Origin of the sequence: Corynebacterium epidermidicanis (assembly GCF_001021025.1) — a bacterium.
Classification (GTDB): Bacteria; Actinomycetota; Actinomycetes; order Mycobacteriales; family Mycobacteriaceae; genus Corynebacterium; species Corynebacterium epidermidicanis.
Window position 1 is genome coordinate 1,166,839 of the sequence record NZ_CP011541.1, and the last position, 12,446, is coordinate 1,179,284.

The following is a 12,446-nucleotide window of genomic DNA, read 5'->3' on the forward strand; positions in this document are numbered from 1 at the left end:
CCATGACACAGAACAAAACAGGCACACTGGGCGACGAAATTTTCGCAAACATCGAGAACAACGAATACCTTATCGCGCTCTACGAACAGCTTCTCGAGCACTACGGCCACAATACGCTTGGCAAGGAATCACTGAGACTTGGTGATAAGCAGCTCGATGATGTACTCCGATTTGCTGACTTACTGTCAAAATCCACTCATCCAGAACGCCGTGAATATCACCAGGTGTGGGCTCAGGAAATCGCAGTGTTATGCATGGAACTCTACTGCGACAACCCAATCAGCTCACCATATCTAACCTCCATTTTCCAAGCTGTGGGCAACTACCAAGCTCTTGGAAGACTAGAGAACCAAGCTCTGCCTGACCTCTTTGAGCAGGCCTTTAACGAGTTTCAATCTGACTACCTTACGGTGCCAGGCGAAGAGGACAAGAAATTCTTCGCACCGCAAAAGCGCGCCTTCGACGCTTTCAAGAATGATGCCTTCAGCTTTTCTGCACCCACATCATTGGGCAAATCCTTCCTGATGCGCACCTTCATCAAAGACCGCATGCTCAAAGGAGGCAAGGAAAACTTCGCAATTCTCGTGCCCACCAAGGCACTTATCAACGAAATGCGGTCGCGGTTCATCAACGAACTGGGTGAAGAACTCGAAGCCAAGAACTATCGCGTCGTAGCCTCAGGTGGGGACATCGTTCTTGAAGGCGAGCACAACTTCATTTTTGTATTGACTCCAGAACGGATGCTTTACCTTCTGATCAACAAGCCTGACACCCACCTCGATTATCTCTTTGTGGATGAAGCTCACAAGCTCTCAGGCAAGAGCAAGCGAGCCCCGTTTTATTACCAGGTCACTACGATGCTGCTCCAGCGTCCTGAGCCGCCGAGGTTCATTTTCGCATCACCCAATATCCCAAACCCAGGAGCATTCCTTTCATTGCTCCAGTCTGCCCCTGAAAGTAGCGATGCTATGCGGACGAGGTTTTCGCCCGTATCGCAATTCAAGTTCTTTGTCGACCTTCAAACTCAAACTGTCTCCGGGTACAACCACCGGACGAAACAAACACAGCATCTTTCTACTCTGAATGGTATTTCAAGCGTTGAAGATTACTTGTTGCACTTACGTCAACTTTCGTTAGAAAAGAAGCGCGAGCAGACCATCGTCTATCACGGGTCGAAACAAAAGGCCGTTGAAAACGCGCGCCATTTCGCCTCACTACTACCGAAAATCCACGACGATGATCTTCAAACTCTCGCAGCTGACATTCGCCGTGAAGTCCATGACTCCTACTTCTTGGCAGAGCTCATTGAAAAAGGCGTCGCCTACCATGTAGGACATCTGCCAGCTTCTGTGCGGCTGCGGGTTGAGGAGCTTTTCCGCGAAGGTAAAATCCACACAATCTTCTGCACCAGCACTCTACTTGAAGGCGTGAACCTACCAGCCGACAACCTAGTTGTCACAAGCCACAAAAATGGTCGCAGCAACCTCAATGAGATTGATTTCAATAACCTGATAGGCCGAGTAGGTCGCATTGAATTCAATCTCTTTGGCAACATCTACTTTGTGATGGGTGAAGGATTCAGCGCCAAAAGCACTGTCGAGAAACTGCTCAAGACTGATGTGCCTAACCAACAGCTTGCAGTAAGCGAAGCCAGCCTTCCAAACAAAATCAAAGAAGCCATCGTGTGCGCGCTCAAGGAAGGACGCATGCCTGAACCCACTGACCTGGGTAAGGGAGAGCAAGCAGAAATGGCTCGTACCTTTTCAATCATTCTTCTGCGCGACCTTACCGCAGGAAGAGAGAGCCTAGTTACGCGATCCTTCCAGGAACTATTAACCCCTGATACTAGAGCGAGGATTTTAGAAAAATTCCGTGACTCCTACCAATCGCAACAGGATGACGACATTAACGTTTCTGTTGATCAACATGAATCGCTAGAAGCTGCTGTTAAGGCAGGTCTGAGATTTCCCCATATTGATAGAGACACAGGCCGCCCGAATTACGACGATACTCTGGGGTTTCTTCAACGACTGGCACGTATTTTTAAGTGGGACAAATATGAGAGCGCCACTATCGGTCGAACAAATAATTCAGGGTTCACCTCATTGCGCTGGTACGCAGTAATTCTTATCCAGTGGATCGAAGGTAACGGCCTGAACAGGATTCTGAAGGAATCTATTGACTATCAGCGCAAGAACCCCGATAAGTTTTGGGTTAACTACAGGCAGGTGCGATATTTGGATACGCCTTTACACAAGAACATCGTGTGCAACGATACCCTTGAAGCCATTGAGAACATCATCCTGTTCAGCTTCGCCAACTACTTTCTGCGAGTCTCAAACGAAATCAAGAAGCAAGAGGGCAAGGAAGTGATTGAGAATGACTGGTATGAGTATGTCGAGTACGGTACTACCAATACCAGCACTATCACGCTTCAGCGCATGGGGTTTACGAGAGAATCAGCCACATGGATTAGAAAGCATCATGCTGGCAACTACATGTTTCAAGATAAGGAAACGGGTAGCACCTACCTCAACCCGGCGCTCCTGGATGCTGAGAACCTCAGTGTTCGCCGTGAAGCCAACGAGATTAAGTTCAACGTCCCGAAGTCATTCGGCATGCCTTATTTCCTCTGGTAGTGGCAACCTAACCTTTCGACGTCGCGCTAAACCTTTCGACGGCTACCTTGAGTGAATGTTGAATGGGTGCGTAACGATTACTGCTTGCGTCAATCCAGCAGAGAAACAGTCTGGGTTCCGACAAGAGAGGCGAGACAGATTGCGAGCTTCGTTTTTCGCCTATGGCTAGGTTTTGCTGAAATCTACTGGAAACCAAGCTCATCAGTAAGTAGCTACGCCGCGAGCGCGTATTCGCACCCAGCGTTTGCTCGTATCATCGGGCGCATCGTCTTTTTGGTGAGGATGTAGTCAAAGGTCTGGTCCTCGAAACGGTCGTTGGTGAGCGTATTGCCGAACTGGATGGAGTCCGGGTTGTTGCCCTGCATAATCAGGTCAGCTTTACCAATGCCGTAGGCGAACTCCATGAGTTCCTGGCCGTGCAGGGAGACTTGGATGTTGCGGTTGAGTTCTTTCAACTCGTTTTTGGCCACGAGCAACATGCCGCCGGTACCAGCGCAGGGGTCGTAGACGGTTCGGACCGGCGCGTCACCGGCCAGGCCGTCATCGTCCGATGCGAACAGCACGCCGACCATCAGCGCGATGGCGTCACGCGGGGTGTAGAACGCACCGGCGGACTTGCCCTTGGTGTTAAACGCCCGGTACATCACGTCCTCGAACATGTCGCCCATGGCGGTGTCCGGCAGGTTGTCCGGGTGCATGTCGATCTTGGCGAAGTGGCCGACCACGCCGTACAGGCGCTGGGCGCGGGCAAGGGTTGTGATCTTCTCGGTGAACTTGAAACTGTCCCAGATGTCGCGCAGGTTGGGGGAGAAGTGGCCGAGGTAGGTGCTCAGCGCTTCGTCCACGTTGTCGTCGGTTTTGGCGATAGCGTCCAGGCTGAGTTTGGAGGTGTTGTAGAAATGCAGTCCCAGCTTGGTGCGGGCGTGGATGGACACAATCCGCTCGTCCGGTATGCCGTCGTACTGCTTTTTCAGCCCCTGGTAAAGCTTTAGGAACTCGGTTTTGCGGGAGTCCAACATGCACTCGATGCGGCGTAGGACGGCGAACGGGATGATATAGTCACCGTATTCTTCCGGCTCGACCACACTGCGCAGGTATTTGTCGGCGGTGTTCCATACCGCGTCGGCGATGGTGCTGCGGGCGTGGCTGAGTTGTTCCTGGGTGGGGGACACGGCTTCTTGCTTCTCCTGATTGGGTCGGGTGTTTTCTTGGTGTTACCAGCATATATGGCCCATGTGGCCGGTTTGTAGCACAAGCGCTTAGACGTGGGACGTATCACGGCTGGGGCGGGTTGTTGCTACATGTGGGGCGTCGTCTCTGGTGATGAGGTGCATACGGGGAGGCTGATGTGACAGTGTGGTCAGGCGCCCCGATGTGGGGGTGAGAAGTGGAGTTTCTCGGCTCGTTCGCGCAGCTCGTCCTGGAAGGCGTCAATCCGCCGACCGAGCGCCTGCATGCGCTCCACAGCATCAATGAGATAGTCGGTCAGTTCGCGGGTTTCGATGGCATCTCGGTATTGGCTGAGCATCTTGGCGCCGACAGCCACCGCTATCGACGTGCGGTAGGCAAACAGTAGACTATCGAGTTCGAGATCGGTGGGGTTCGTGCTCACTGCTAGGAACTGGTAGTAGGCACGCCAGGCGTTGTGATGGGTGTAGCTGCACAGCACTTCGTAGAAGCCCTCACCGACCAGCTCGCCCAAGGTTTGTTTGACCAACTTGTCATAGCCGACTTCATCGTGTTTGAGCTCGGGGATGGTGTGCTTCTTGGTGTAGCGTTGCAAGACCGTGTTGAGGCCGCCGTAAAGTTCGTCGAGCCCCTTGATCGTGTGTACTTTGTCCCGGTTCATGCCACACCGGATGGCACGAGCGGCTCGGACGGTATGCTCCTCTGGTTTGTCCTCGTCTCGGTTGATGTAGAGCAACAGCGCGATGTTTTCAATGGCGGTGCGGGCAAGTGGAGCGACGGTGGCGGGAGTGGTGAACTCGCTGTGCATAAGCTGGCCGATTTGGTTTGGGTGAGCAGCGGCGACTTGCATGATGGCTCGCGCTAGCTCGTCAGGAAGCCGCGCGACATTGCTGACGGCGGGATCGAGAATCTTGTTTACAGGTCCGGTGATGTCCGGGCCCCAAGCGGGGTGAGCGATGCCGATGCGGTTTGCCGCGTTGGCGACCCCTGTGGACAGCATGAACATGTCTTTTTTGAAGGCCGCGAACTGGGGATCGAGCTGGCCGGATTTGTCTGTTGTCATCATGGTTGCCAAGTGTGACAGCTGGGGTGGACACGTCGCTGTGCGGGTGCGAACGCATGTGCGGGTACGTTCGTTCTAGCTGGGTTTTCCTTGTCCCCCTAGCGTCTCTGCCCCGTGGTCAACCGCGCACGTCGCTCGGCAATCGGAGTGTCCGCTTCTTTTTGGAAACCACAGTCGGGGTGGGTTGCCCGGTTATAGGATCGAACTCCTCCGGGTTGACCGGCTGGCGCCGAAAATGACCAAGGTCTACGCCACACGCGGACACCCTTTTCGGCCTAGTACGTTCGGCGAGCCTGCTCGATAGCGTCATCGGGTTCGGGTGGGTGCGGGGTCGTTGGTCTCCGCGATCCGGCGCCGGTAGTCCACCCAAATGCGCCAATTCTACTTCGTTGCTATTTTGCCTAACAGAAGTGTTTGGCCACTCTAGCTGCGTTTTCCGTGTCCCCGCTACTGTGAAAGCGCAATGGCAAAGCCCGCGACTGTTTGCATTTTGGAGAAAACTCCAAGGGATTACCGAGGTTTACTGAAACCCCTCGCCCTACAGTGCCCCTGGTGAGACTCGAACTCACACTGCACGGGTTTTGAATCCGTTTCCTCTGCCAATTGGGATACAGGGGCGTTAGCGTCAAACCGGTTGGCTCGTGCGCTGGAAACAAATATTAACCCAAAGCTTGGCAGAAAATGAAATCGCCTAGACTGGGGTGTCGTGAATGCTACTCAGACCCGCCCTCGCCTTTTGCTCCTAGACGGTCATTCCATGGCTTTCCGCGCGTTTTACGCTTTGCCGGCGGAGAACTTCTCCACTAGCGGTGGTCAGCATACGAACGCGGTGTATGGCTTTATTTCCATGCTTGCGAATTTGCTTGCGGAGGAGCAGCCGACCCACGTCGGAGTGGCCTTTGATGTGGGACGAAAGACTTTCCGCGCGGAGATGTTCCCCGCGTATAAAGCGCAGCGTGAGGCTGCGCCGGAGGAGTTCCGCGGGCAGGTCGAGCTGATCGAGGAGGTGCTGCATAGCCTCGGCATCACCACCATCAAGCAGGAAAACTACGAAGCCGATGACATTATCGCTACGCTGGCCACCGCTGCCAAGCCCCTCGGCTTTGAGACCTTCATCGTCACCGGCGACCGCGATTCCTTCCAGCTGGTCAACGACACCACGACCGTGCTGTACCCCATGCGTGGGGTGTCCACCCTGCATCGGTTTACGCCGGAAGCCGTGGAGGAAAAGTACCAGCTCACGCCCGCGCAGTACCCGGACTTCGCTGCCCTTCGTGGGGACCCCTCAGATAACCTGCCGAACATCCCGGGCGTGGGGGAGAAAACTGCTGCCAAGTGGATCCAGCAGTACGGCAGCCTCGAAGAGCTGCTCGCACACGCCGACGAAATCAAAGGCAAAGCTGGCGATGCATTCCGTGAGCGGCTCGACCAAGTCCGCATGAACCGCACCCTCACCCAGATGATCATGGACATGGAGCTGCCCGTCTCCCCGGACGAACTCGAACCGAAGCCGGTCGATGTCGCCGAAGTGGCCGCCAAGTTCGACGACCTCGAATTCGGTGCCAACCTGCGCGAACGCATTCTGGCAGTCGTGAAGACACAAGGGGAGAACCCCACGGAGCAACCGGTGGCGGCGGAGGTGGTCGTCGATAAGCTCAAGCTGGCCGAGTGGCTCCCCGGTCGCGGTCCGCTCGCCGTGGCGCTAGCTGGAACGGGCGCGCCGGCCGCCGGAGACGTGCACAGCCTGGCGCTTATCGACGCCGAGGCGCACGCACTAATCGTGGACCCCGCGGACCTCGATGAGGCCGACGACCACGCACTGGGCGAATGGCTGCGCTCACCTGAGCCGAAGTTCTTCCACGACGCCAAGGCCGCCTGGCACATGCTCGCCGGGCGTGGCTATGAGGTGAAAGGAATCGCCTTCGACACGGCGCTGGCCGCCTACGTCCTCCGGCCTGGGCAGCGGACCTACGCGCTCGCCGACGTCTACCAGCGACACCTGAAGAAAACCCTCGCAAGCGCCGACGCTCAGCTCTCCTTGCTCACCGACAACACCGAACTTGCCGACCACGCGCATGCCATCTGGGAACTCACCCAGGAACTCACCAAAGAGCTACAGAGCATCGACTCCTACGAACTCTTCGCCGACCTGGAACTTCCCCTCGTGGACGTGCTCGCACGCATGGAAGCCGCGGGCATCGCCGTCTCCGTAGACACATTAGAGGAGCAGCGCGACACGTTCGTCGAGATGGTGGCCGATGAAGAAGCGGCTGCCCGTGAGCTCGCCGGCGACCCCACCCTGAACCTGTCCTCGCCGAAACAGCTACAAGTCGTGCTGTTTGAGACGCTTGGTATGCCGAAGACCAAAAAGACCAAAACGGGCTATTCCACGGCCGCGAAGGAAATCGAGCAACTAGCGGTGAACCATCCCCACCCATTTCTCGATCACCTGCTAGCGCACCGCGAATACCAGAAAATGAAAACCACCCTGGATGGGCTCATCAAATCCGTCGGTGGAGATGGGCGCATCCACACGACCTTCAACCAGACCGTCGCCTCCACCGGACGACTGTCCTCCACCGAACCCAACCTGCAAAACATCCCCGTGCGCACCCCAGCCGGCCGACGCATCCGCGCTGCTTTTATGGTGGGTTCGGGGTACGAAACTTTGCTCACCGCCGACTACTCACAAATCGAAATGCGCGTCATGGCCCACCTATCCGAAGATCCGGGCCTGATCTCCGCCTACCAATCCGGCGAAGACCTGCACAACTACGTCGGCTCCCGCGTTTTCGACGTCCCCGTCTCCGAAGTCACTCCCGAGCTGCGCCGTCGCGTCAAAGCCATGTCCTACGGCCTCGTCTACGGCCTCTCCGCGTTCGGACTAGCCGGCCAGCTCGACATCTCCGCTGGCGAGGCGAAGAAAATCATGGACGCCTACTTCGAGCGCTTCGGCGGGGTGCGCCGTTACCTCTCGACAGTCGTCGAGCAAGCCCGCAAAGACGGCTACACCGCCACCCTGTTCGGGCGCCGCCGCTACCTACCCGAGCTACTGTCCGATAACCGCGTCGCCCGCGAAAACGCCGAGCGTGCAGCGTTGAACGCACCCATCCAGGGAACCGCCGCCGACATCATAAAAGTAGCCATGCTGCGTGTCGACGCCGCCCTGGAAGGCATGAAGTCACGCATGCTGCTGCAAGTCCACGACGAACTCGTGGTCGAAGTAGCCCCCGGCGAGCTACACGACGTGCGCGAAATCCTCGAACGCGAAATGAACGCCGCCATCACCCTGCGCGTGCCACTCGAAGTGTCCGCAGGCTCCGGCGAGAACTGGGACCTAGCAGCGCACTAGGCGCAAGCTACGCGAGGTGGGCGACGAAGATAGCAGTGCCAGGGAACACCCGCCCCCGGTTCGGAGACCACTGCCCCCAGTTCTCGGTGAGGCCCACGGGCCATTCCGGCTCGATGAGATCGTCGAGGACGAAACCGGCCTGGAGGAGTTCCCGGATGCGATCACCGAGCGTCCGATGCTGCTCAGCGTAGGTGAGCCTCTCGCCCTGAAACTCCGTGTAGCCCTCGCGGTCAAAATAGCTGTACTGCACCTCGAACGATTCCGGATCATCGGCAAAAATCCACCGCATCGGATGGTTAATGGACATGACAAAACGACCGCCCCGCTTGAGCACCCGCGCGGCCTCGTCGAGCACGCTTAGCGACGACTCCACGAAAGGAATCGCACCGAAGGCCGAAAAGACGACGTCGAAGGAATTATCAGCGAAGGGCATAGCCAACGCATCGGCTTGAACAAGGGGAGCGTTGCCCGTGGAATGGGAAAGCATGCCCCACGAAATATCGAACGCAGTGATAAATTCCACACCATCGTCGTAAAGCCAATTGGCGCACGGCGCGGAGCCGCAGCCTATTTCCAAAACGCGCTTGTCAGCGACGTTGCCGAGCAACCGGACGTCCTTTTCGTGCAGCATTTCCGGGCACCAGTAGAAGCTGGACAGGTAGGACTCGTGTGACTGGTGATAAATTTGGGAATCAGAATCCCACCAGGCGCGGTTAGCCGCCGAAAAAGATGAAGACATGTGCCACATTCTATTTGAATATGCTGGGGAAACGGACTAACGTAAGGCGGGCGTATCTGCAACGATGCAACTGCGGGGCCTTAATAGGAGGGTGCCGCGAGCATTCGCTGCTAGCCCGCTGAGGGTAGATCACGCACTTCAACTGTCCATTTTCGATTTCCTATAAGGTTCACATGCCCAACCACAACGTTCCTCAGGTAGCCATCAACGACATCGGCACCGCTGAGGATTTCCTCGCAGCGATCGACGCAACCATCAAGTACTTCAACGACGGCGACATTGTCGAAGGTACCGTCGTCAAGGTTGATCACGACGAGGTTCTGCTCGACATCGGATACAAGACCGAAGGTGTCATCCCATCCCGCGAGCTGTCCATCAAGCACGACGTTGACCCAGACGAAGTCGTCCAGGTCGGCGACCAGATCGACGCCCTCGTCCTCACCAAAGAGGACAAGGAAGGCCGTCTGATCCTGTCCAAGAAGCGCGCACAGTACGAGCGTGCATGGGGTGCCATTGAAGAGCTCAAGGAAAAGGACGAGCCAGTCACCGGTACCGTTATCGAGGTTGTCAAGGGCGGCCTGATCCTCGACATCGGCCTGCGCGGCTTCCTGCCTGCATCCCTCGTTGAAATGCGTCGCGTTCGCGACCTCGACCCTTACATCGGTCAGCAGATCGAAGCCAAGATCATCGAGCTCGACAAGCACCGCAACAACGTCGTTCTGTCCCGCCGTGCATTCCTCGAGCAGACCCAGTCTGAGGTCCGCTCCGAGTTCCTCGCACAGCTGCAAAAGGGCCAGGTCCGCAAGGGTGTCGTTTCCTCCATCGTCAACTTCGGCGCATTCGTCGATCTCGGCGGTGTCGACGGCCTCGTGCACGTCTCCGAGCTGTCCTGGAAGCACATCGACCACCCATCCGAGGTTGTCTCCGTCGGTGACGAAGTCACCGTAGAGGTCATCGACGTCGTGCTCGAGCGCGAGCGCGTCTCCCTGTCACTGAAGGCTACCCAGGAAGATCCATGGCGCGTCTTCGCACGCACCCACGCTGTGGGCCAGATCGTGCCAGGCAAGGTCACGAAGCTTGTCCCATTCGGCGCCTTCGTCCGCGTCGAAGAAGGCATCGAAGGCCTCGTCCACATCTCCGAGCTCGCTGAGCGCCACGTGGAGGTCCCAGACCAGGTTGTCGGCGTTGGCGACGAAGCAATGGTCAAGGTTATCGACATCGACCTCGAGCGTCGACGTATCTCCCTCTCCCTCAAGCAGGCTGACGAGGACTACACCGAAGAGTTCGACCCATCCAAGTACGGCATGGCCGACTCCTACGACGAACAGGGCAACTACATCTTCCCAGAAGGCTTCGACCCAGAGACCAACGAATGGCTCGAAGGCTTCGAAGAGCAGCGCGCTGCTTGGGAAGCTCGCTACGCCGAATCCGAGCGTCGCCACCAGCTGCACACGGTTCAAATCGAAAAGAACCGCGCCGCTGCTGCCGAGGCCGCTGAAGCTGCACCAGCTAGCTACTCCTCCGAAGCAGCAGCTACCGAGGACACAGAAGCACCAGCAGTCGAAGAGACCACAGGTTCGCTCGCATCCGACGAGCAGCTCGCAGCTCTGCGCGAAAAGCTCGCAGGCAACTAGTTCCTAGCTAGTACACTTCCAGCCCGCCCAGGCTTCAACCTGGCGGGCTTTTTGTATGCTTGGGTACATGAAAAAGATCGGCCTCACCGGGGGCATTGGAAGTGGGAAATCGACCGTCGCGGGCATGTTGGCAGCGCGGGGAATTCCAGTGATCGATGCCGACCAAGTCGCGCGGGACGTCGTCCCTACAGCCCTCCCAGAGCTCAGGGTGGTGTTCGGCCCCGATATTATCGCCGCCGACGGCTCACTTGATCGCGCTGCTTTGGCTCGTCTGGCCTTCGCCTCACCCGCGGCGACGGAGAAGCTCAACGCCATCATGCACCCATTGATTCGGGAGGAGACGGAGCGTCGATTCGCTGCTGCCCAGGCTGCCGGTTATGCGACGGTCGTGTACGACATGCCTCTGCTAGTCGACCTCGGCTTAGATCAGGGCATGGATGAGGTATGGGTAGTGCACGTCGACCCGGAGGAACGGGTCAGGCGCCTGATCAGGCGTGGGTTGTCCGAGGAGGATGCACGACGTCGAATGGCAGCACAGATCGGCGACTCGCAGAGGAATGCGGCCGCTGATGTGCTGCTGGATAATAATGGAACGTTGGCAGACCTTCAACGTCAGGTGGAGGCTCTGGCGTAGGCGTCGTAGGTTAGGCCTCGCCATCCTGCGGTGAGGAGGTCGTTGGCGGAGTATCTGACAGGGTCGCCGGGTCTTCGTTGGTGGCCGGGGTATCCTCCGTTGCCGCGGATGATGCGGCCGTTGCGTACTGTTCTCAGGTCGTCGTTCATGCCGTTGTGTTTCTTGCACAGCGGCGCGAGGTTTTCCCAGGATGTTTCCCCACCCTGTGCGGCGGGATGGATGTGGTGGGCTTGGCAGTCCATCGCTATGTGGTGGCATCCGGGCCAGGAGCAGACGAGTGTATCTAATGCCGCGATCATGCGGTGTTCTCCGGTGGAGAATCGGGTGTTTTGGATGCGGGCGACGGTGATGGCTTGGGCGGTGCCGGTAGCATCTAATGCTGTTTGTAGGGCCCAGCCGGTGTCGTCAAGCTGTGCTTTCAGTAGCTCGACTGGGTCGACGCGGACGCCGTCGGCGGTGACGAGGTAGCCCCGTTCCCATGTTAGTGAGGAGTCAACGGGCATGAGCAGTACGGGTTTGTATGTCTTGCGGGCCTCTGATACCGGCGTGGTCAGTTGGCGCAGGAGCCACATGTGTAGCGCTTGCCCGTAGCTGAGGGTGGGGTCTTTTTCGCGGGCTGCGGCGATGTATGCTCCCGCATTTGCTTTCATGTCGGCGTGTTCCGCGTCGGTGAGATAAAAACTTACGCGTCGTCGTCCCCAGTAGTCTGGCCGCTTTGCGACGGCGACGCTGCCACGTGGGCGTGTGCGGTTTTTGCCGCGGTTCAGCTCTCTGGTGGCGGCGCGCAGGTGGTCTTCGGCTTCGGTGTAGGTGGTGTTTTCAACTGCGCGGAGGAGGACGGGGATGTCGTCGGGAAGCACGCGTTTGGACCAGGTGGAGACGAGGAGAAGCGTGTCGAGGGGGATTCCGAGGGTCGCCGCCAATTCGCGGTGGGGCGATAGCTGTTTGTGGGCTTCGAGGTGGGCGCGGATCTCTAGGGGTGGGATGCCCGTGTCGGCCGACAGTTTGTCGATGCCTAGCTTGCTCGCGTGGCGTGCGCAGGCGTCGACGATTGCGATGCCCGGGGTGTGGGCTGCTGCGAAGGCGAGGAAGGCGTCGGTCATGGCGCCTAACCTAGCGCACTGGGTGGGGAGTGTGGCGCGCGTGAAAGGCAAACCTGTGGATAACTCGAGTTATCCACAAGCGGTAGGCTGGACG

At 57.6% G+C, this 12,446-nt stretch carries 8 protein-coding genes and 1 tRNA gene; 4 read left to right on the forward strand and 5 right to left on the reverse strand.

What is annotated here, in order from left to right; translation table 11 throughout:
• Positions 1–2: 2 nt before the first annotated feature.
• Positions 3–2,639 (forward strand): DEAD/DEAH box helicase, encoded by a 2,637-nt coding sequence (locus CEPID_RS05490; RefSeq protein ID WP_047240101.1) that lies wholly within the window; start codon positions 3–5, stop codon positions 2,637–2,639.
• Positions 2,640–2,851: 212 nt separating this feature from the next.
• Here the strand turns inward: CEPID_RS05490 and CEPID_RS05495 are convergent, their stop codons facing one another.
• The 3 genes from CEPID_RS05495 to CEPID_RS05505 form a co-directional block, all read right to left on the reverse strand.
• Entirely contained in the window at positions 2,852–3,811 is a 960-nt protein-coding gene (locus CEPID_RS05495; RefSeq protein ID WP_236684304.1) for a type I restriction-modification system subunit M, read from the reverse strand.
• Positions 3,812–3,999: 188 nt separating this feature from the next.
• Positions 4,000–4,893 carry a hypothetical protein gene (locus CEPID_RS05500; protein WP_047240102.1) on the reverse strand — a complete coding sequence of 298 codons (894 nt, stop codon included), beginning with the start codon at positions 4,891–4,893 and terminating at the stop codon, positions 4,000–4,002.
• Between the two features lie 541 nt (positions 4,894–5,434).
• Positions 5,435–5,508 (reverse strand) — tRNA-Leu (locus CEPID_RS05505).
• 139 nt (positions 5,509–5,647) lie between these two features.
• Here CEPID_RS05505 and polA point away from each other — a divergent pair.
• Entirely contained in the window at positions 5,648–8,242 is a 2,595-nt protein-coding gene (polA, locus tag CEPID_RS05510; protein WP_236684316.1) for a DNA polymerase I, read from the forward strand.
• A 7-nt stretch (positions 8,243–8,249) separates the two neighbouring features.
• On the opposite strand, the gene CEPID_RS05515 is transcribed toward polA, so the two are convergent.
• Complete coding sequence (locus CEPID_RS05515; protein ID WP_236684305.1) at positions 8,250–8,981, reverse strand: class I SAM-dependent methyltransferase; 732 nt, start codon at positions 8,979–8,981, stop codon at positions 8,250–8,252.
• 173 nt (positions 8,982–9,154) lie between these two features.
• On the opposite strand from CEPID_RS05515, the gene rpsA reads away from it, so the two are divergent.
• The gene (gene rpsA, locus CEPID_RS05520) at positions 9,155–10,615 is read left to right on the forward strand and encodes a 30S ribosomal protein S1 (RefSeq protein ID WP_047240104.1); all 1,461 of its coding nucleotides are present in this window, start codon (positions 9,155–9,157) and stop codon (positions 10,613–10,615) included.
• Between the two features lie 67 nt (positions 10,616–10,682).
• The gene (coaE, locus tag CEPID_RS05525) at positions 10,683–11,249 is read left to right on the forward strand and encodes a dephospho-CoA kinase (RefSeq protein ID WP_047241383.1); all 567 of its coding nucleotides are present in this window, start codon (positions 10,683–10,685) and stop codon (positions 11,247–11,249) included.
• Here coaE and CEPID_RS05530 read toward each other — a convergent pair.
• Entirely contained in the window at positions 11,228–12,352 is a 1,125-nt protein-coding gene (locus CEPID_RS05530; protein WP_047240105.1) for an HNH endonuclease, read from the reverse strand. The genes coaE and CEPID_RS05530 overlap by 22 nt on opposite strands.
• Between the last annotated feature and the right edge of the window lie 94 nt (positions 12,353–12,446).

Coding starts and splice junctions, on each gene's coding strand:
- CEPID_RS05490 (WP_047240101.1), top strand. CDS start 3: ATGACACAGAACAAAACAGGCACACTGGGCGACGAAATTTTCGCAAAC.
- CEPID_RS05500 (WP_047240102.1), bottom strand. CDS start 4,893: ATGATGACAACAGACAAATCCGGCCAGCTCGATCCCCAGTTCGCGGCC.
- coaE (WP_047241383.1), top strand. CDS start 10,683: ATGAAAAAGATCGGCCTCACCGGGGGCATTGGAAGTGGGAAATCGACC.
- polA (WP_236684316.1), top strand. CDS start 5,648: ATGGCTTTCCGCGCGTTTTACGCTTTGCCGGCGGAGAACTTCTCCACT.
- rpsA (WP_047240104.1), top strand. CDS start 9,155: ATGCCCAACCACAACGTTCCTCAGGTAGCCATCAACGACATCGGCACC.
- CEPID_RS05515 (WP_236684305.1), bottom strand. CDS start 8,981: ATGTCTTCATCTTTTTCGGCGGCTAACCGCGCCTGGTGGGATTCTGAT.
- CEPID_RS05530 (WP_047240105.1), bottom strand. CDS start 12,352: ATGACCGACGCCTTCCTCGCCTTCGCAGCAGCCCACACCCCGGGCATC.